Here is a 20,114-nt window from a genome sequence, read left to right on the forward strand (position 1 = left end):
AGGCCGTCGTGCACACGGTACTCATCGCAAACCGGGGCGAGATCGCCCTGCGGGTGGCCCGCACCTGCCGCGAGATGGGGCTGCGAGTGGTCGCCATCTACTCCACAGAGGACCGTGACGGACCGCTCGTACGCTTCGCGGACAAGGCGGTTTGTGTCGGCCCTGGGCCTTCCCGGCACAGCTACCTCAACCTACCGGCGATCATGGAGGCGGCGCGGCTCACCGGCGCCGACGCGGTCCATCCCGGTTACGGCTTCCTGTCCGAGGTATCCGACTTCGCCGAGGTGTGTGAGGCCTCCGGGATCACCTTTGTGGGCCCGCCGGCGGCGGTGATCGACCGTCTCGGTGACAAGTCCGCCGCGCGGGCCGCGATGGCCGAAGCCGGCCTGCCGTTGCTGCCCGGCACGATCGAACCGGTCGGCGACGCGGAGGCGGTCGCGAAGGTCGCGGCGGAGATCGGGTATCCGGTCATCGTGAAGGCCGTCGCGGGCGGCGGCGGCCGCGGCATGCAGGTGGTCACCGATCCGGACGAGCTGCCCCGGCAGTACCGCGAGATTCGCTGTACCGCACAGGCGTTGTTCGGCGACGACCGGGTGTACGTCGAGCGGTACCTGCCATCCGCCCGCCACATCGAGGTGCAGGTCCTGTGCGACCGGTACGGCAACGGGGTGTATCTCGGCCAGCGCGACTGCTCGGTCCAGCGCCGGCGACAAAAGATCATCGAGGAGTCGCCCCCGCCCGGGTTGCCGGCTGATCTTTCGGAGCGGATAGGGAGCGCCGCCCTTCAGGGCGTCCTCGCCGCCGGGTATGTCGGTGCCGGCACCGTGGAGTTCCTCGTCGATGACCTGAACCGGTTCTACTTCATGGAGGTCAACTGCCGGATCCAGGTGGAACACCCGGTGACCGAGCTGACCTACGGCATCGACCTGGTACGGGAGCAGCTGCGGATCGCGGGCGGGGAGCGGCTGGACCTGGCCCAGGAGGACCTGGTAGCGCGCGGAGTGGCCATCGAATGCCGCGTCAACGCCGAGGATCCGGCACGGGGCTTCATGCCGACCCCGGGACAGCTCTACGGGCTGTCCCTGCCGGCGGGCCCCTTTGTCCGGGTCGACACCGCCGCAACGGCCAGCGGCCGGATCTCGGCCTTGTACGACCCGCTCCTTGCCAAGATCGCCGTCTGGGCGCCCGACCGGCCGCAGGCCCTGGCCCGGATGCGGCGGGCGCTCGCCGAGTTCTCCGCCGAAGGGCCGGGCGTCAGCACGAACCGCGACTTCCTTCTCACCGCGCTCGACCATCCGCTATTCGTCGCCGGCACGCACGACACGTCACTCATCAGCCGGCTCACCGATTCGCACTAACGGGAGGGGACAATGAAATTCACCATCGAAGACCTGATGCAGCTGCTGGTCGTCAAGGCCGGCCTGCCGTCGCAGGCGCGCACCGACAATCCACTGCGGACATTCGGCGACCTGGGACTGGACTCGCTCGCGTTCCTGCAGCTGCAGGCCGAGCTCCAGGACCTGTACGGCCTCGAACTACCCGATGACAACTCGCTGTCGTACACCGTCGGCGAGATCGTCGCCGCGGTCAACGAACGCCTGGGGCTGACAGAGGAGCGTGTCGCATGAGCGCACCGACCATCGGTCACGTCGACAACTCGATCCTGATCAATGCCGACATCGACGTCGTCTGGGATGCCACCAACGATGTCGAGCGGTGGCCGGCGCTGTTCACCGAGTACGCGTCGGCCGAGATACTCGAACGCTCCGGCGACACGGTGCGATTCCGTCTCACGATGCACCCCGACGAGAACGGCAAGGTGTGGAGCTGGGTTTCGGAGCGGACGCTGGACCAGGCCGGACGCCGGGTGGTCGCCCGCCGGGTCGAGCCGGGGCCGTTCGAGTTCATGAACATCGAGTGGACGTACGAGCCTGAGGGCAGCGGCACCCGAATGCGGTGGATCCAGGACTTCCGCATGCGTCCCGACGCGCCGATCGACACCGCCGCGATGACCGACCGGATCAACGCCAACACGGTGATCCAGATGGACGTGATCCGGCAGAAGGTCGAGCGGCTCGCTGCCGCCTGCGCCGGCGAGGTGACCAAGCCGGCGCAGGATATCAGGACGGTGTCGATCGACGACGTGCCAGCCAACCGCCGGCGGGGTGGGGACATCCGCACGATCCTGTCACCGGCCACCGTCGGCGCGACCTCAGGTTTCATGGGGACACTGCGACTGGCGCCCGCCGAGGTCGTGACCGAGCACTGGCACCCGTACTCGGAAGAGTTTCTCTTCTGCGTCGAGGGCGAGATCACGTTGCGGTTGAACGGGTCCGACCGCCCGCTGCGGGCGAATGAGGGCATACTCATCCCGATCGGAGTGCGGCATCGCCTGATGAATGACAGCGACGCGCCGGCCTTCCTGGTCTTCCATCTCGGTCCGCTGGCGCCGAGCCCGCAACTGGGGCACGTCGACACCGAACCGCTGCCTGGAGATGCGCCATGAAAGCACCCCGCGGCAGGCGGACCGTCGTCACCGGTGTCGGTGTGGTCGCTCCCGGTGGCGTCAACCGGGAGGAGTTCTGGCGACTGCTGACCTCCGGCCGTACGGCGACGCGGCGGATCACGTTCTTCGACCCCGCCGACTTCCGCTCGCAGATCGCGGCAGAATGCGATTTCGACCCGGTCAGAGCCGGGCTGACGCCGCAGGAGATCCATCGCAACGATCGCTTCGCGCAGTTCGCCCTGGTCGCGGCCGACGAGGCGGTGGCGCAGAGCGGTCTCGATCTTGACGCGGAGGACCGCGACACGGTCGCGGTGAGCATCGGCAGTGCGGTCGGGGCCACGACGCGGCTCGAAGACGAGTACGTGGCGGTCAGCGACCGCGGACGGAAATGGTTCGTCGACGAGCGGTACGCCAGCCGGTTCCTCTATCAGGCGCTGGTGCCGAGCAGCGTGGCGACCGAGGTGGCGTGCCGGTTCCGGGCGCACGGGCCGGCCGCGGTGGTGTCCACCGGCTGCACGTCCGGCCTGGACGCGGTGGGGTACGGCCACCAGCTCATCGAGGACGGCGACGCCGACGTGGTCATCGCGGGGGCGACCGACGCACCCATCTCGCCCATCTCGATGGCCTGCTTCGACGCGATCCGGGCGACGTCGGCCCGCAACGACGACCCTGAGCACGCGTCGCGGCCGTTCGACGCCACGCGGGACGGCTTCGTGATGGGCGAGGGTGCCGCCGTCCTGGTCCTGGAAGAGTACGAGCACGCCCGGCGGCGGGGCGCCGAGGTGCTCTGCGAGGTGGCCGGATTCGCGAATAGGTGCAACGCGTACCACATGACCGGGCTGCGAGCGGACGGCGTGGAGATGTCGGAGGCGATCACCGACGCGCTCAACCAGGCACGGCTGGACCCCAGTGCCGTGAGCTATGTCAACGCGCACGGGTCCGGCACGAAACAGAACGATCGCCACGAGACCGCCGCGTTCAAGCGCAGTCTCGGGCAGCACGCGTACGAGGTGCCGGTCAGCTCCATCAAGTCGATGGTGGGTCACTCACTCGGGGCGATCGGCGCGATCGAGCTCGCCGCGTGCGTGCTTGCCATCCAGCACGGCGTGGTCCCGCCGACGGCGAACCTCGAGCACCGGGATCCGGAGTGCGACCTGGACTATGTGCCGTGCCACGCGCGGGAACAGCGGGTCGACGTCGCGCTCTCGGTGGGTAGCGGATTCGGCGGATTCCAGTCCGCCGCGGTGCTTCGGCGGTGGTGCTCATGAAGAGCGCCGTCGTCACCGGCATCGGGGTGGTCGCCCCCAGCGGGCTCAGCGCCGAGGAGCATTGGCGGTCCACCTTGGACGGTGAGCTACATGTGACCCACCAGAACGGCATGTTGATGGGTCAGCTATCCGGGTTCGCCGTCGATGCCCACGTGGACCCGCGTCTGACCATCCAAACTGACCGGTGGACCTGGATGTCGCTGGCCGCGACAAGGATGGCGCTGGACGACGCCAAGTACGACCCAGCCGCGCGCGACCCGTACGCGACGTCGGTCGTGCTCGCCAGCGGCTCCGGCGGCAACGAGTTCGGACAGCGGGAGATTCAGGCACTGTGGAGTCGGGGCCGAAAAGCGGTCACCGCCTACCAGTCGATCGCCTGGTTCTACGCGGCCAGCGCCGGGCAGACTTCCATCCTGCACGGCACCAAGGGTCCGGCCTCCGTGCTCGTCTCCGAGGGCGCCGGCGGGCTGGACAGCCTGGGCGCCGCGCGGCGCGTTATCCGGCGGGGTACTCCGACGGTGCTTGCCGGCGGCACCGAGGCGCCGCTGTCCCCGTACGCGCTCGTCTGCCAGGTCACGAACGCCCGGATGACGACCAGCCGGGATCCGCGTACCGGCTACAAGCCGTTCGACGTCGACGCCAACGGCTACGCGCCCGGCGAGGGTGGGGCGGTGCTGGTTGTGGAGGACGCGTCGGCCGCCACCGAACGCGGCGCGCCGCAGGTTTACGGCGAGATCGCCGGGTACGCCGCAACGCACGACGCGCATCATCCTGAGGACCCCGCGCCGGACTGCCGGCAGCTGGTCCGGGCCATGCGCGGGGCGCTCGCCGACGCGATGGTCACGCCGGACGAGGTCGGTTTCGTGGTCGCGGACGGTGCCGGCACGCCGGCCCTGGATGCGCTGGAGGCACAGGCGATCCGCGAGGTCTTCGGTGCGGCGGTGCCGGTCACCGCGCCGCAGGGCTTCGTCGGGAGGCTCTGCTCCGGCGGCGCCTGCCTCAACGTGGCGACCGCGCTCCTCGCGTTGCGGGACGGCATCGTGCCAGCGGTCGGAAACCTGAGCCGGCCCGGTCACGACCTGGACCTCGTACGCGAACCGCGCGCGCTCGCCACGAACGTGGTCCTGGTCAACGCTCGCGGCTACGGCGGTTTCAACAGCTCCATCGTGCTCAAACGCTACCGAGAGGACAAGCTGTGACTGACAGTCCATATCGGACCATCCTGCGGATGCGGGCGCGGGAGGGGTGTGAGGCCGCATTCGAGAGCGCCTGGCGGACCGCCGCTGAGGAGATCAGCCGGATCCCGGGCAACCTGCGCCAGGAGTTGATCCGAGATGCCGAGGATCCCCGCACGTTCCTGATCACGAGTGACTGGAGCGATCCCCACGCCCTCGACGCGTTCGGGCGCAGCGCCGTACGGGATCGGCTCACCGCCGCGCTGCGCGATCTACGCGAGTCGGCCGAGCGGACCACGTGCCAGGTGTTGCACACGGTGGAAGGGCACGGTCCACGCATCCGTGTGGTCGTGACGGTCAACGTGCCGGAGGGGCAGGAGCAGGCGTACGAGCGCGCCTATCTCAAGGTTGCCGAACGGATGCGGGGCACGCCCGGGCACGTCCGGGAGGAGTTGCTACGCGAGCCCGGCACCGGGACGTACCACCTGTTCGCCGAGTGGGAGGACGAGGCGTCGTTCAATGCCTGGGCGGACGACCAGTCGCATATGGACCAGACCGCGCCGCTCCTGCCGTACCTGCTGGAGAGCTTCAAGCGCTCCACTTATCACATCGTGGCGCGCCCGGAGGACCACCTGCCGCCCCTGGATCCGCAGCGGCCGCAGCAGAAGCTCCCGGAACAGAAGCTTCCGGAACAGCAGAAGGCGCCGGCCGCGCCGGTACCCCAGGTCGTCGAGGGGTCTACTGTGGATAGTTCGACTGACGTCCTTGTCGTGGGAGCCGGCCCGGCCGGTCTCACCGCGGCGATCGAGCTGGCCCGGCGCGGCATCGCCTGCCGGATCATCGACAAGCGGCCCGACGCTGCCGGCACCGCCGACAAGGCCATCGGTGTCCAGTGCCGGACCATGGAGATCTGGGAGAACATCGGCGTCGCCCGCGAGGCGATGGACGCGGGCATCTGGCTGCACGGCCAGACGGTGTACGTCAACGGGCAGAAGACCCACCAGGTCGACTGGGACCTGCCCGACCTGCCGTACGCCCACGTGGGTCTGCCGCAGTACGAGACCGAGCGCATCCTCACGAACTGCCTTGCCGGGCACGGCGTGAGCGTCGAGCGAGGGATCGAGCTTCAGGCGTTCACCCAGGACGCCGACGGGGTGACGGCCCGCGTGCTGCGCGCGGACGGCGGATCCGAGACGGTGCGAGCCCGTTACCTGGTGGGGTGCGACGGTGCGCACAGCGTCGTGCGGCAGAGCCTTGGCCTGACCTTCGAGGGTGGCATGGGGATGTTCCCCCAGCTGTTCATGCTGGGCGACGTCGACCTGGACTGGTCGATGCCGGAGGGCCACCTGCTGCGGTTCATCCAGGTGGAAGACGAAGAGATGAAGGGCATGCTCGTCTGCGTGCCGCTGCGTGGCCGCGGGCGCTACCGCGTCGCCACCCTCGCGCCACCGCGGTTGCAGGCCGAGATCGGCTCGGGCCCCATCCCGCCCGGTTTCTCGCAGGAGTACGAGCCACCCTCGCTCGCTGACATCCAGGCCGTCCTTGACCAATTGGCCCCGGCCGGCACGACCGCCAGCAACCTGCGCTGGTCGTCCATCTTCCGGATCAAGCACGGCATCGTCGACCGCTACCGGGTGGGTCGCGTCTTCGTCGCCGGGGACGCCGCGCACCTGCACCCGCCGGCCGGCGGCCAGGGCATGAACACCGGCATCCAGGACGCCTGGAACCTCGGCTGGAAGCTCGCGTTCGCGGTCCGCGGAGTCGCCGCACCCGGGCTGCTCGACAGCTACGAGGCCGAGCGCCGCCCCGCCGGCAAGGCCATCGTCGACCGGGCGGTACGCGTCGCGTTCACCGACGAGATGGACATGGACGACGAACGGGCGCAGTTCCTGCTGGAGATGCAGATGACGCTCACGTACGCGGGCAGCCCGCTGGTGGGCTCGTCCGGCGATCTCTTCGACGGCGGGCCGATGCCCGGCGACCGGGCACCCGACGTGCATGAACTGCGGCGCTTCGGCGTCGGTCACCCGGTACGCCTGTTCGACCTCACTCGCGGCACCGCGCACACGCTGCTGGCCTACGCGGACTCTTCGACGGCCGAGGACGAGTTCATCGGCTTCGAAAAGCTGGCGGAGAAGGTACGCGGCTTCGTCAGCATCTACGTGGTAGCGAGCCCGGACGCGGCTGTGCCTCCGGCGCTCGACCTGCCCGTCCTGCGGGACGCGTCCGGCGGCTTCCGGAGCGCGTACGGCCTACGCGGGACGGGCGCATATCTCATCAGGCCCGATGGGCACGTCGGGTTCCGCTGCTCGCCGGTCTCGGCATCGGCGCTGGACGAGCACCTCGCTCAGATCTTCGTTTAGGGGGAACTCATGAATCGGACGGTCATCGTCGCCCGTATCCAGCCCGACGCCGAGAAGGCCGTGGCCCGGGTCTTCGCCGAGTCGGACGCCACCGCCCTCCCGCACGACCTGGGGGTAGAGTCCCGGTCGCTGTATTCGCTCGGTGACCTCTACCTCCACGTGATCGAGTTCCACGACAACCCGGCGGAAGCGCTGCGCAAGGCTCCTCAGCTGCCCGCGTTCCGGCAGATCAGCGCGGATCTGAGCGCGTTCATCCGGCCGTACGACGAGGACAACTGGCGGTCGCCGCAGGACGCGGTCGCCCGCGAGTTCTACAGCTGGCGCGCCTGAGCGCGGAGCCGGCCGAGAAAGGGCACCCTGTCCTGCTGAGCTGCGAGACAGGGTGCCCATTCCCATGCCGTGACCGGATCGGTCAGACGCCACCGGGGGGCAGGGTCTCGATGCGCGTGGGATCGGTTCTGGGGAGCGCGAGGACGAGCAGGAAGGCGGCGGCGAAGACCGCGACCTCGTACAGCGTGGTCTGGGCGGTCGAGCGGGTGAAGTCCTTGGCGAGGGCGTTTCTGGACGCGGTCTCCATCGCGCGGCCTACGGCAGCTTTGACATCTGGGGAGGCGTGCGCCATCTGCTTATCGGCCCGTTGCTGAGCCAGCCGGCACGACTCGGGCGTGGCGGAAAGGTCCTTCTGGTTGGCGCGATCGAGGAAGCAGGCGCGAAACCCTTCCACGATCTCGTCGGCGGCCTGGACCGGCAGCGTCGCCGCGGTCAGAGCCGCGCGTAGCGTGGCGGTCTGGGCGGCGCTGGCATGATTGGCGTTGGCTCCAATGAGGCCGAAGAACAACACCCCGACGACCGCGATGCCGATCGCACCGCCGGCTTGTTGCATGGTGGCCAGCGCGCCAGAGGCGGCACCGGCCTCATCGTTGCGGATGCCGGTGAGCACGACGGACGTGGTCAACGAGACGAACAGACCAAGTCCGAAACCCGCGATGATCAAATCGCCGACGAACGACCATATCTGTGGCCGGCCGCCTTCCAGGTGCAGGGTCAAGATGATCAGGCCCATGCCGAGCGTCATCAGGACACAGCCGGCGGCGAGCCCGGAACGGCCCAGGCGTCGCGCGAGCGGTTCGGAGACGGCCGAAGCGACAGCCGCGGCGAGGGCGATGGGCAGGGTGGCCAGCCCAGCCTCCAGTGCGGAGAAGCCGGCGCCCGTCTGCAGGTAGATGATGAAGTAGAAGAAGAACGGGGCGACCCCGAGGAAGAACACCAGGTTGAGCAGGAGCCCAACGGAGACGGCCCGACGCCGCAGCATCGACCACGGGATCAACGGCACCTCGTGACGGTCGGCGCAGCGACACCTGGAGCGCTGGCGCTGATGGCCCACGAACACGGCCAGGACGGCCACGCTGGTCGCGAGCATGAGGAAGGTCCATGCGGGCCAGCCCGCGTCGCGTCCGACGGTCAGAGGAAGGACCAGCAGGAAAAGTCCAACGGTGACCAGGGTCGCGCCCAGGAGGTCGACCCGACGTGCGTCCCGCGCCTTGGATTCCGGCAGAAACCAGACGCCAAGCACGAGCGCGGCAATCCCGATCGGCAGGTTGATCAAAAAGATCATCCGCCAGCCGGTGTTGAACAAGTCGGCTTGGATGAGGAGCCCGCCGAGCAGCGGCCCGAGGATGGTGGCGATGCCTAACGTGGCGCCATAGATCCCGTAGACCCGGTGCCTCTCGGCTGGCCTGAAGACGACCTGGATGACCGAGAGCACCTGCGGAAACATCAGGCCGGAGAACAGACCTTGGAGGAGGCGTGCGACAACCAGGGTGGTTGGTTCGCCGGCCAGGCCGCACAGTGCGGATGTCGCGGTGAAGCCGGCCATGCCGATCATGAACAGTCGCTTGCGCCCGTACACGTCGCCGAGCCGGCCGCCGACCAGCAACGCGCACGCGAAAGTCAACAGGTAGCCACCAACGAGCAACTCGATCTCGGAGTAACTTGCTCGAAGATCTGCCTGAATCGGGGGGATGGCGATGCTGACGATGCTGACATCGAGCAGTTGCATGAACGTCGCGGACAGCACGATCGCCAGGGTGAGATAGCGCCAGCGAGCAGATTGCGAGGCTGTCGGCGCCGCAGGTGACACGTCCTTGGCTGGCGCGGCCCGGACCGTCTCCGCCCGCACGGACCGCGCGTCCTCCCGAGTTTCCGTCATCCTTACCCACCCAATCAGGCATTTGCCATCATCCGACCAGCAGGGAATATACCTGGCTAATGCGGGAATAATGGGATGGCGGGCTCGTGTGGCGGCGCTGACCGTGAGGGAAGCGGAATCCCGTGGCGGGAAACAGGGCCGTCAGCTGAGCCGGTGGGCGCGGTCGAGCAGGTAGCGCTGCTCGACCTGGTTGTCGGTCAGGGCGGCCGCTTCGCGATACAGCGTGGCCGCGCCGGCCATGTCGCCGGTCATGTGGAGGAGGTGCGCGCGGACGGCGCGTTCGCGTTGCCGGGTCAGTGGTTCCTGGTCGAGTCCGTGGCGGCCGTTGAGGTCGTCGAGCAGTGCCAGTCCTCGGGCCGGGCCGTAGGCTTTGGCTACCGCGACAACTCGGCTCAGCCGAACTGGTGGGGTCGGGGTAAGCCGTTCCAGCCACAGGTACAGTGCCGCGATCTGTGCCCAGTCGGTCTGCTCCGGCGAAGGGGCCGTGGCGTGGACGGCCGCGATCGCCGCTTGGAGTTGGTACGGGCCGATCTGGCGGCGGCTCCACACGGTGTCGATCAGCTCGGTGCCCTCATGGATCAGGTCAGGGTTCCACTGTGTGCGGTCCTGTTCGTCCAGTGGCACCAGTTCGTCGTCGCGGCTGGTGCGGGCGGTGCGCCGCGCCTCGTTGAGCAGCATCAGCGCGAGCAGTCCGGTCACTTCAGGGTCGTCGAGCAGGCGGTCGTGGAGCATGCGGGTCAGCCGGATCGCTTCGCGGGTCAGGTCGACGCGGGCGAGGGTGTCGCCGGTGGTGGCCGTGTAGCCCTCGTTGAAGATCAGGTAGAGGACCTGCGTCACGGCGGCTACCCGGCTGTCCCGGTCGGCGTCGGTCGGCGCGGTGAAACGGGCGCCGGCGCGGGCCAGTTGCTGTTTGGCGCGGCTGATCCGAGTACCCATGGTGGGTTCGGTCGTCCCGTAGGCGTGCGCGATCTCGGCGGTGGTCAGACCGCCCACCGCGCGCAGCGTCAGCGCCACCTGGGAGGTGGGGCTCAGCGCCGGATGGCAGCACAGCAGCAGCAGCAGGGTGAGGCTGTCGTCGGTCTGCTGCGCCGGCTCGGCCTGGCGGGCCGGTTCGTGCATGGCCGGGTCGGCTGCCGCGGCCTGCTGCTCGCGGCGTCGCCGGGCCTGTTCGGAGCGCAGCAGGTCAACAAGTTTGCGGTAGCCGATCCGGATCAGCCAGCTGCGTGGGTTCTCCGGCACGCCCTCGACCGGCCAAACCTGGCTGGCGGCCAGTAGCGCCTCCTGTACCGCGTCCTCAGCGAGATCGAAGCGGCCGAAGCGGCGAACCAGCGCGCCGAGCACCTGCGGCGCCTCGGTGCGCAGCAGGTGCTCGACGTCCGGGGTCATGCGGTGAAGTCCTCGCCCATGATCGGCCGGATCTCGATCGGCTCGCCGAGCACGTCGACGATCCGGGTGACGATCTCGACGGCACGTTCGTGGCTGGCGACGTCGATCACGGCGAAGCTGGCCAGGACCTCTTTGAGTTCGGCGAACGGTCCGTCGGTGGCCACCACGCCGTCCGGGGACTTGCGGACGGTGGTGCTGACCGCCGGGTGGCCCAGGCCCTCGCTGGTGACGAACTCGCCGGTGGCGGCCAGTTCCTGCTCGAACTTCTGGTACGCGGCGAACGCGGCGAGGGCCTCCTCGGACGGGGTGTCGGCGGTCGCGGCGTCCCAGGCGGCGGCCGGGGTGTAGCTGAGCAGCAGGTACTTCATGGTCATCCTCTTGTTGATCGTGCTTCGGTAACGGTACGTCGCCTCAGGCGGTGCGGCGCAGCGACAGCGCGAGGACGGTCGTCCACGCGAACGCTACGAGTCCGTTGATCGCTATCTGGATGCTCGCGTGGTCCGGCGAGATGGGCAGCAGCAGCACGAGTGCGGCGACGCCGTTGGCCACGGCCGGCAGCACCGCTCGGCGGCGGATGTGGCGGACGGTCAGCACGATAGCGGCGACGGCGAGGGCGGTGAACGCGACGGCGGCTGCGGCCGAGTGCACGATGCTGTGCCACGACATCTGCGCGACCGGGGCGTCCGGGGTGCCGACCGGGAAGCCGTACTCCGGATCCATGGTGAACACGCCGGCCGCGATCAGCCCGGCACCGAAGATCCCAACGAGGATCGGCACCGCGCGCCGACCGATCCCTTCGGTGAGGGTGCGCTTGGTCCCGGCCGCGAGCGCCAGCGCGCCGAGCCCGGCCGCCACGAACGTGGTGATCTGGATCCAGCCCAGGCCGCCGGTGGCGAGCTGGCTGATCGGGTGCCGGGTGATGTCGAACCCCTCACGGGTGCGCATCTGGACGATCGTCGAGGCGAAGAACACTGGCCCGGCCAGGGCACCGGCCAGCAGCAGGCGTCCGGACGAGGGGTGCACCGTGAGGGCGGCGGGGGCGGCGATGGTGGCCATGACTTCCTCCATTCGGTGGGGTTCTTGCCGCTACCTCGTGGCCGGACCGGCGATCTCGACACGCACGTTGTGTGGTCTGAGTCACAGCTGACGGGTGTCGAGGGGCGGGCGTCGCCTCCGAGGTAGCGGCAAGTACTCACCAAGGAGGACCAATGACTGAGAACCCGCAACCAAGCGCCGAACTGCAGGCCCTGGACCGCCTGGTCGGCACCTGGAAGGTGACCGGCGGCGCCGAGGGAACCGTGCGGTACGAATGGATGCCCGGCCGCTTCTTCCTGCTCCAGCACGTCGAACTGAGCCAGTTCGGCCAGCCGGTCACCGGCCTGGAAGTGATCGGCAACCTGCGCCCGTACGGCGAACCCACCAGCGCAGACGTGGTGTCGCGGTTCTACGACGCCACCGGCAACACCTTCGACTACGTCTACGAACTCACCAGCGACACGCTCACCATCTGGGCCGGCGCCAAGGGCAGCCCCGCGTACTACCAGGGCACCTTCAACACCGACGGCACCGCCGTCACCGGCGAGTGGACCTACCCCGGCGGTGGCGGATACACCTCCACCATGACCCGGATCTGACAGCGCCGCACAAGGCGACCGGCGCGGCCGGAGAGCGGTGGCCTCGCGTAACCCGCAGGTCACCGCCCTCTTCGGCCGCGCGGCTTGTCCGGACGCACAGCCGGGTCATCGGCGCTATCGCCGTTCCGACCCCGGCGGCCAACCCCCGGCTGACCGGCCGGCTGACTGGCCGGCTGACTGGGCATCGGCGCCTGCTGCGTGGAACCAATCAGCAGCCTCTTGAACGTGACGTCTCCTGTCGCGCCAGAACGTCGACTCCGAGGCGATGGGTTCTTCGTCGTCGGTAATTCGGCCGTCGATCAGCTCGCGAATGATGTCGGCGTGGCCGGCGTGCTGCGCAGTCTCGCCGACCATCCTGATCAACAGCACGCCGAGCGTTGTCTCCTGCTGACCCTCGGCCCAGTGCGCCACCCGGCCTGGGCTGTCCAACTCGCACCCGTCGATCGTGACGTCGGAATGAGCGCAGGCCCGCTGGTAGACGGCGGTGATGTAGTCGCTCGATTCATCGGGCGTCGCCCACATGTCGATCTCGGAGTACGGGTCATCTCGGAACCACGACGGCCGCTCGAGCGGCGGGCGGCCGAACGACGCTCCGAGGTACCCGTACTCCAAACCAGCTAGGTGCTTCACCAAACCCAGCAGGTTCGTGCCTGACGGAGTCAGTGGGCGACGTCGGTCATACTCCGACAACCCGTCCAGCTTGGCGAGCATTACTGCCCGACTGCCACGCAGGGCCGTCAGCAGCTCCCCCTTGAGATCGGTCGTCAGCTTCACGAACGCCATCCGTTCCGAGTCGAGTCCGTCGTCGTCGCAGGCCAGTCTCCCAGGCTCTGCGCTCCACGCGTCAGTCGGCGGGACCGTACAAGCGGGCGACGTCGGGAGAGTCGAGCCAGGCGCTGTACGTCGGCCCCTGCGGCCAGCCTTCCGGGGAGTCCTGCCACTGCTCCCGTCGCCCGTAGGGCAACACATCGGCCAGGGCGAACGTGAACGTGAGCTGTTCCACTCCGCGACCGCTCGTGTGCCAGGTGCGGTACACGGTCTCGCCGTCCCGCAGGAAGACGTTGACCGCGAACCCGCCACCGGGTGGTGCGTCGACGTCGCCCCCGAACGGGCTGTCGGCGGTGGAGTACCACGTCATCTTGTTGCCGACGCGCTCGGCGTAGGCCAGGGCCGCCTCGATCGGTCCCTGGGTGACGATCACGGATCGCGCGTCGTAGTTGTCGAGGAAGTCCAGCCGGGTGAACGACGACGTGAAACTGGTGCAGCCGCCGCACTGCCACTCGGCGTTCGGGTCGGGGTCCCACATGTGGTTGTAGACGATCAACTGCGACTTGCCGTCGAAGACATCGACGAGCCGGACCGGTCCCTCGGCCCCGACCAGGGTGTATTCAGGCATCCTCACCATGGGGAGCCTGCGTCGAGCAGCGGCGACCGCGTCGAGCTCCCTGGTGGCTGCCTTTTCGCGTGCGCGTAGCTCGTCCAGCGCCTCGCGCCACGTAGCGGAGTCGACAACGGGTGGCAGAGCAGTCAAGATCAACATCTCCCTCGTTCGTCTTGACACACACTGGCCTTCTACTACAGACACCCGAGGATCCCGCCGGGGGGTCGTAACTGGCGGCCACGTGCCGGAGCGGGAAACGCTCGGCACGATTGGACGAGCACGATGGCGTGCGACAACGGCAATCGACACTGACCCTCCAGAACGGGGTGGCCCGCTCGGGGTAGACCGGTGCTACGGGTTCTTGCGGCCGATGCCGGCGTAGGAGGCGAACCGTGCGGGATCCGCGCCGGCCGGCTCGTCGGGAAGCCAACTGGTCAGCTCCACCAGGCCCGGCTCGGTGAGCGTGAAGCCGTGGAAGAAGGCGGCGATCTCGGTGCGGGTGCGCCAGGTCATCGGTTCCGGTGACTGGGAGTTCCAGTACTTCAGCATCTGGATGGTGTTGGCGGATTGGGCGTCGTGAGTGGCGTGCTGGATCGCCAGGTAGCTGCCCGGCACCATCCGCTCCACCAGGGTGGCCACGCAGCCGGCCGGGTCGGCGTCGTCGCCGACGAAGTGTAGGACGGCGCACAGCAGCAGACCGACCGGTCGGTCGAAGTCGATCAGCCGGGACAGCTCCGGCGATTTGAGGAACGCGGCAGGGTCGCGGATATCGCCGGCTATCGCGGCGACCCGGTCGTTGCCGGCCAGCATCGCCTTACCGTGCGTGACCGCGACCGGGTCCCGGTCGATGTAGACGACCCGGGCCTGCGGGTTGACGCGCGCCGCGACCTCGTGCACGTTGCCGACGGTGGGCAGGCCGGCGCCCACGTCGATGAACTGGTCGATCCCGGCATGCGCCATCAGGCGGACGCTGTGCCGCAGGAACGCTCGCACCGCGCGGGCCAGCTCGGGCAAGTCCGGCTTGAACCGGATCGCTTCGGCGGCCACCTGCCGGTCCACCGCGAAATTGTGGGCACCGTCGAGGAAGAAGTCCCACACCCGGGCCGCTGACGGGGTGTTGAGGTCCACATCGGGTGGTGCCCACTCCGGACGATCCATCACACCTGCCTCAAATCCCTCCGGCTCGATCACCGGACGCGTGCTTGCCCACAGTACTGGAGCGCGACGACAGGGCAACGCCACGGCGGGACTGGCGTCAATGGGTGGGAGTGGGGGGCACGGCGCCGGGCGGAATACCGGTCGGGAGGCGGCGGCGAACGTGTCGCGACCGCCTCCCTGGAACCGGGTCGTGCTGGGTCAGTAGACGAAGGGCCAGCCGGCGGAGTCGTAGCCGATGCGGTTGATGCCCAGGAACGGTGCTCCGTTGTTCGCGTAGTAGTGGTAGAAGAGCACGTCACCGTCGCTGTCGGCGATGACCGCCTGGTGGCCCGGGCCGTGGATGGAGCCGTGTCCGGCCAAGACCTGAGTGCCGCCGCCGGAGGTCATCGCCACACCGTTGCGATCGGTGTACGGACCGGTAATCGACGTGGACCGGCCCACCATGATCCTGTAGGTGCTGGACGCGCCTTGGCAGCACCGGTCGAAGGAGACCCACAGGTAGTAGAAGCCGCCGCGCTGGTAGATGACCGGCGCCTCGACCGCACCGCCGTTGCTAGGCCGGCCGGACAGCGAACGTACCGCGGTGTCGCTGGTGGATCGCTTACCCGTGGCGGGGTCGAGCCGGATCATCTTGATCCCGGACCAGAACGAGCCAAAGGACAGCCACCACTGCCCGCCGGCGTCCACGATCAGGTTCGGGTCGATCGCGTTGTAGTTGACCGACGCGCTGCTCTCAATGATCAGCCCTTGGTTGGTCCAGGAACCGGACGCACCGGTCGAGCTGGTCGCCAGGAAAATCGCCGAGCGCTGTGAACCGAATGTGGAGGCCGAGTAGTACAGGTAGTACTGGCCGTTGTGGTAGGAGATGTCCGGCGCCCACAGGTCCGCGCCGCCATTGGTGTAGCTGGTGGTCCATGGGGCACCGTTCGGCCACACCGCGCCGGCGCCGCGCCAGGTCCGGCGGTCGGTCGAGGTCTTGAGCGCCAGGTTGCGGCCGGTGGCGGCGAGGATGTAGCCACCGCTGGGAGTCTTGACCACCGTAGGGTCGTGAGCGCCTGTGTCCCCGCTGATCGCCCCAGGGTTCGGGTACGACGCCGGTGGCACCGTCGGTGTCCCGGTCGCCGATGGGGTCGATGGGCTAGGCGAGGCCCCGCCGACGCGGACCAGTAGAAACTGCTGATTGTTGCCATTGCTGTCGGTGTACTGCGATAGGCGGGCGCCGTCAGCGGTGGACCACTCCCACACATCCAGCGCCTTGCCACTGTTGCGGTTGATCAGCTGAACGTAGCCGCTGTCGGTGTCCACCACCGACCACTGCTGGTTCGTCCCACCGGTGTCGGACCACTGGATCACGTTGGCGCCGTCCGCCGTTGACCTGCCCTCGACGTCGATCACCTTGCCGCTGTGCCGGGCCCGAAGGCGGTAGAACCCACCACCGGCATCCACGAACTGGAACTGCTGGGAGGCCCCCGCCCCGGTGCTCTGCTGGACCACGCCAGCACCGTCGGCCGTCGACCCGCCGGCAATGGTCAACGCCTTGCCGCTGTGCCGGGCTACCAGCTGGTAGAACGCCGACGGATCGATCGTCGCCGCGTTGGCCACCGGAGAGATGACCGATGCGGCCGCGAGCGCGGTTGCGACGACCGCAGTCGCCGACGCCATGGCCAGATATTTGCGGCGTCGGGTAGTCAGCCGACGAAGCATCGGCGTGGCTCCTTTCTCTTGTGGGTGTGACTGGCTTGGCGTGTCATACGGTCAGCCAGATTCGCCGGATGGTGCGGCGAGGGTCACGCCGAGCCTGACGGGGGTTCCGAAGTTCGGTGTGCCGTCGGCGTTCCAGGTGAACTTCTGCGCGCGGGAGGAGCGGTTCATGTCGCAGCCGCCGGAGGCCGAGCTGTTGGCGTGGTAGACGATCCAGTCCTCAGTGCCGTCCGGGGACTTGAAGAACCCGTTGTGTCCTGGTGCGTAAACGCCGTTGGCGTCGTTGCGTTGGAACACCGGGTTGGGGTGCTTGGTCCAGTGCCCGGGGTTCATCGGATCATTGCCGGTCAGGGTCAGCAGGCCGAGCTTGTAGTCCGGTCCCCAGCACGCGCTGGCGGAGTACACGACCATGACCCGGCCGTTGTGGTACAGCGGCTCGGGACCCTCATTGACCGGGGCGGTCTGCCGCTCCCAGCTCAGCGTCGGCGAGCTGAGCCGTACCCGGGAGCCGGTCAGCGTCCAGGGGTTGCTCAGCCGCTGGATGAAGTTGCTCTGCCCGGCGCCATCACCGCCGTAGGTACCCATGAGGTAGAGGTTGCCGTTGGCCTGCAAAACGCTGGCGTCCAACTGCCAGTCGTTGCCCAGGTCTGCCTTGAACGTGTACGGGCCCATCGGGTCGGTGCCGGCGCTTTCCAACACGTGCAACCGCTGCGTCGGGTTGTAGTCGGCGACGTTCTGCCCGGCCACGTAGTACAGGTACCAGCGCTGGCCGTTCGGTCCGTTGAGCAGATGGAACTCGGGCGCCCACATGTTGCAGCAGCCGTTGGCCCGCCCGGCGAGGTTGAACACCACCTGGTCGGGCGCCGCCGCCAAGCCGCTCAGCGTGGTGGCCCGACGCATGGTGATAGTCGAGTTCCATGTCGTGGTGGCCAGGTAGTAGTAGCCGTTGTGATACGTCATCCACGGATCCGGCCCATTCCGCTTGACCGGATTCGTGAACGTCCGGGTCGCCGGTGGGGTTGATGGGGTACTGGTCGGCCCGCCACCGCTCACGTTGACGAGTTGCCATTGTTGGTTGTTGCCGCCGGTGTCGGTGTACTGCGCGATCCGTCCGCCGTCGGCGGTGGACCACTCCCACACGTCCAGCGCCTTGCCGCTGTTCCGGTTGACTAGTTTGACGAATCCCGCGGTGGTGTCCGGTACGGAGAACTGCTGGTTGGTCCCGTTGAGATCGCTCCACTGGACCACGTTGGCGCCGTCCGCGGTTGAACGCTCATACACGTCCAGGACCTTTCCGCTGTGCCGGGCGCGGAGCCGGTAGTAGCCGCCGCCGGAGCTGACGAACTGGAACTGCTGGCTCGTCTGGCTACCGCGGGTGGTCTGCACCAGCCCCGCGCCATCAGCGGTGGATGCCCCGCTGATGGTCAGCGCGAGCCCGCTGTGCCGCGAGACGATCTGGTACCAAGCGTTCGGATCGATCGTCGCCGCGTACGCGTCGCCGTGGGTAACCACGGCGGTCGAGGCTGCCGCGACGACACCGACCACGACCGCCGCCGCAGCCGACCACCGCCGGCGACGCCGGGCCGTGTCAGATCTATTCATCTAAGGGTTCCTTCCGTGGACGGGCGTCAGTGTTAACGTTCACAATCGACCGAGGTGGCGCCCCCTTCCACCTAGGGCTCCGGCGGTACGCAGGCCTCGGACATGGTCGATCCGTTTCGCACGCGCACCGACCAGGGGCGGAGCGAAAGGCAGATGTGGCGCCGATGGCCTCGAAGCGAACGGCTCCCTCGTTTCGAGTGCACGCCGAAGACGGCGCGCCTACGGCTGCCCTGGCCGTGGGCGCGGGGGCTTGTCTTTGGCGCCACTACCTTTGCAGCGCTGCAAACAGCATGCATCGATGCCCATCTAGATGCAAGAGAGACGGCTGGGAAACCTCGGCACGGCCACGTCTCCTAGCTCCATCTCCAGCTTCGCACTCGGGCCACTACGTCCTGTTAGCGCCACTACGCCGGCAGCGGCACGCAGCGCCGGGGCGTCAGTCTCGACGGGTGCGACTCGGCCGGCTCGCCATGGGGCTGCCAGCTCGCGCGGACGCGCGACGGCCCGATGCCGGAGCGGCACGCCCGGCGGTGCTTTCCCGGACGACCAGCTTGTGCGGCGCCCGCAGCTCGAGTCCAGGCGGCGGCGTGCGGCTGGAGATGCGCAGCAGCAGCCGTTCGACCGCCGTGGACGCGATCATGTCCTTGTCGGGCGAGATAGTCGTGATGGTGGGGTTGGAGTAGGCGCCATCCTCTATGTCGTCGTATCCGATCACGGCCACGTCCTCCGGGACGCGCAGGCCGCGAGAGACGAGGGTGCGGATGGCGCCCAATGCCACCAGGTCGCTGTAGCAGAAGACCGCGTCCGGCGGGTCGTGCAGGTCCAGCAGGTGCGCTGTGGCACCGGCGCCATCGGCGCGGTTGAAGCGCGGCGTCGGAATGACGAGCTCCTCGTGCACCGGTAAACCGCGGCGCTCGTGGGCATCCCGGAACCCTCGCGTACGCAGCTGTGCCGCCTCGCCGGTCGGGTAGGGCTGGTCGCCGATCGCCGCGACCCGTCGGCGGCCGAGGTCGAGCAGGTGCTCGGTGGCCTGCCGGGATGCGGCGACGTCGTCGATGCCGACGTGGTCGAAGGAACCGTCACTGACCCGCTCACCGAGGATGACCAGCGGCAGTTCTGGGTCACGGTCGGCGAGCGCCTCCTGAGACAGACCGAGCGGGCTGAAGATGACGCCGTCGAAGAGCAGCTCCCGTGATCCGCGGGTGATGAGCATCCGCTCGTGGTCGGGGTCGCCGTTCGTCTGGTCGATCAGCACGTTGTAGCCCTGGACCCGAGCGGCCCGGATGATGCCCTGCAACAGCTCAGCGAAGTAGGGCGTGTCGAGATACGGCACGACGACCGCGATCTGACCGCTGCGTCCGCGCGCCAGGTTGCGGGCAAGGACGTTGGGCCGGTAGCCGAGTTCCTGGACGGCGCGCTCGACGCGTTGTCGGGTCCGTTCGGTGACGTTGGCGTAGCCGTTCACCACGTTGGACACGGTGCGGCTCGACACTCCGGCCAGCGCCGCCACGTCGCGGAGAGTGACTTCTCTTCGCATGCCGCCCTTTCGCGATCGAGGTGCGCCGCCGGCTCGCTCGCCACCCGGACCATGCCGCGCGCCCCCGTGGGCAAGTTTCCGGCACGTTGCCTCTTGCCGTCCATCAGGTGTCCATGCATGCTGTTTGCAGCGCTGCAAAATTCTACCGGAAACCGGTGGATCTGCCCCCGACCACCCCGGAGCAAGCAGAACGC

At 68.4% G+C, this 20,114-nt stretch carries 18 protein-coding genes and 1 pseudogene; 9 read left to right on the plus strand and 10 right to left on the minus strand.

Going from position 1 to position 20,114, the window contains the following annotated elements:
• Window positions 1-8: 8 nt before the first annotated feature.
• From V6V89_RS14365 to V6V89_RS14400, 8 genes and pseudogenes are all read left to right on the plus strand, one after another.
• Window positions 9-1,358: an acetyl-CoA carboxylase biotin carboxylase subunit gene (locus tag V6V89_RS14365; protein ID WP_334619593.1), complete on the plus strand. Its 1,350-nt coding sequence runs from the start codon at window positions 9-11 to the stop codon at window positions 1,356-1,358.
• Window positions 1,359-1,370: 12 nt separating this feature from the next.
• Window positions 1,371-1,628, plus strand: a complete 258-nt coding sequence (locus V6V89_RS14370; RefSeq protein WP_334619594.1) for an acyl carrier protein — start codon at window positions 1,371-1,373, stop codon at window positions 1,626-1,628.
• Window positions 1,625-1,972: pseudogene (locus tag V6V89_RS14375) on the plus strand (SRPBCC family protein); the annotation flags it as partial. The gene V6V89_RS14370 and the pseudogene V6V89_RS14375, both read left to right, overlap by 4 nt.
• 72 nt (window positions 1,973-2,044) lie before the next feature.
• The gene (locus V6V89_RS14380) at window positions 2,045-2,506 is read left to right on the plus strand and encodes a cupin domain-containing protein (protein WP_442935138.1); all 462 of its coding nucleotides are present in this window, start codon (window positions 2,045-2,047) and stop codon (window positions 2,504-2,506) included.
• Window positions 2,503-3,774: a beta-ketoacyl-[acyl-carrier-protein] synthase family protein gene (locus V6V89_RS14385; RefSeq protein ID WP_334619595.1), complete on the plus strand. Its 1,272-nt coding sequence runs from the start codon at window positions 2,503-2,505 to the stop codon at window positions 3,772-3,774. Before V6V89_RS14380 ends, V6V89_RS14385 begins: the two co-directional genes overlap by 4 nt.
• On the plus strand, window positions 3,771-4,973 hold the full coding sequence (locus V6V89_RS14390; RefSeq protein WP_334619596.1) for a beta-ketoacyl synthase N-terminal-like domain-containing protein: 1,203 nt from the start codon (window positions 3,771-3,773) through the stop codon (window positions 4,971-4,973). Before V6V89_RS14385 ends, V6V89_RS14390 begins: the two co-directional genes overlap by 4 nt.
• On the plus strand, window positions 4,970-7,312 hold the full coding sequence (locus tag V6V89_RS14395) for an FAD-dependent oxidoreductase (protein ID WP_334619597.1): 2,343 nt from the start codon (window positions 4,970-4,972) through the stop codon (window positions 7,310-7,312). The genes V6V89_RS14390 and V6V89_RS14395 overlap by 4 nt, the downstream gene beginning before the upstream one ends.
• A 9-nt stretch (window positions 7,313-7,321) precedes the next feature.
• A complete protein-coding gene (locus V6V89_RS14400; RefSeq protein ID WP_334619598.1) occupies window positions 7,322-7,642 on the plus strand; it encodes a TcmI family type II polyketide cyclase in 321 nt (106 codons plus the stop codon).
• An 82-nt stretch (window positions 7,643-7,724) separates the two neighbouring features.
• Here the strand turns inward: V6V89_RS14400 and V6V89_RS14405 are convergent, their stop codons facing one another.
• From V6V89_RS14405 to V6V89_RS14420, 4 genes are all read right to left on the minus strand, one after another.
• Window positions 7,725-9,491 carry an MFS transporter gene (locus tag V6V89_RS14405; protein ID WP_334619599.1) on the minus strand — a complete coding sequence of 589 codons (1,767 nt, stop codon included), beginning with the start codon at window positions 9,489-9,491 and terminating at the stop codon, window positions 7,725-7,727.
• Between the two features lie 171 nt (window positions 9,492-9,662).
• Window positions 9,663-10,907 (minus strand): RNA polymerase sigma factor, encoded by a 1,245-nt coding sequence (locus V6V89_RS14410; protein ID WP_334619600.1) that lies wholly within the window; start codon window positions 10,905-10,907, stop codon window positions 9,663-9,665.
• A complete protein-coding gene (locus V6V89_RS14415; protein WP_334619601.1) occupies window positions 10,904-11,275 on the minus strand; it encodes a YciI family protein in 372 nt (123 codons plus the stop codon). Before V6V89_RS14415 ends, V6V89_RS14410 begins: the two co-directional genes overlap by 4 nt.
• Before the next feature lie 43 nt (window positions 11,276-11,318).
• Complete coding sequence (locus tag V6V89_RS14420; protein ID WP_334619602.1) at window positions 11,319-11,963, minus strand: DUF998 domain-containing protein; 645 nt, start codon at window positions 11,961-11,963, stop codon at window positions 11,319-11,321.
• Window positions 11,964-12,115: 152 nt separating this feature from the next.
• On the opposite strand from V6V89_RS14420, the gene V6V89_RS14425 reads away from it, so the two are divergent.
• On the plus strand, window positions 12,116-12,541 hold the full coding sequence (locus V6V89_RS14425; RefSeq protein ID WP_334619603.1) for a hypothetical protein: 426 nt from the start codon (window positions 12,116-12,118) through the stop codon (window positions 12,539-12,541).
• Between the two features lie 114 nt (window positions 12,542-12,655).
• Here the strand turns inward: V6V89_RS14425 and V6V89_RS14430 are convergent, their stop codons facing one another.
• The 6 genes from V6V89_RS14430 to V6V89_RS14455 form a co-directional block, all read right to left on the minus strand.
• Window positions 12,656-13,315, minus strand: coding sequence for a DinB family protein (locus tag V6V89_RS14430; protein WP_334619604.1), 660 nt, complete (start codon window positions 13,313-13,315; stop codon window positions 12,656-12,658).
• Window positions 13,316-13,385: 70 nt separating this feature from the next.
• Entirely contained in the window at window positions 13,386-14,081 is a 696-nt protein-coding gene (locus tag V6V89_RS14435) for a DUF899 family protein (RefSeq protein ID WP_334619605.1), read from the minus strand.
• A 192-nt stretch (window positions 14,082-14,273) separates the two neighbouring features.
• Window positions 14,274-15,080 (minus strand): SAM-dependent methyltransferase, encoded by an 807-nt coding sequence (locus V6V89_RS14440; protein WP_334619606.1) that lies wholly within the window; start codon window positions 15,078-15,080, stop codon window positions 14,274-14,276.
• A gap of 198 nt (window positions 15,081-15,278) precedes the next feature.
• Complete coding sequence (locus tag V6V89_RS14445) at window positions 15,279-16,784, minus strand: family 43 glycosylhydrolase (protein ID WP_334619607.1); 1,506 nt, start codon at window positions 16,782-16,784, stop codon at window positions 15,279-15,281.
• 51 nt (window positions 16,785-16,835) lie between these two features.
• Window positions 16,836-18,383, minus strand: coding sequence for a family 43 glycosylhydrolase (locus V6V89_RS14450; protein ID WP_334619608.1), 1,548 nt, complete (start codon window positions 18,381-18,383; stop codon window positions 16,836-16,838).
• A gap of 436 nt (window positions 18,384-18,819) precedes the next feature.
• Window positions 18,820-19,920 carry a LacI family DNA-binding transcriptional regulator gene (locus tag V6V89_RS14455; RefSeq protein WP_334619609.1) on the minus strand — a complete coding sequence of 367 codons (1,101 nt, stop codon included), beginning with the start codon at window positions 19,918-19,920 and terminating at the stop codon, window positions 18,820-18,822.
• Window positions 19,921-20,114 lie beyond the last annotated feature (194 nt).

Origin of the sequence: Micromonospora sp. CPCC 206061, assembly GCF_036906915.1 — a bacterium.
Taxonomy (GTDB): domain Bacteria; phylum Actinomycetota; class Actinomycetes; order Mycobacteriales; family Micromonosporaceae; genus Phytohabitans.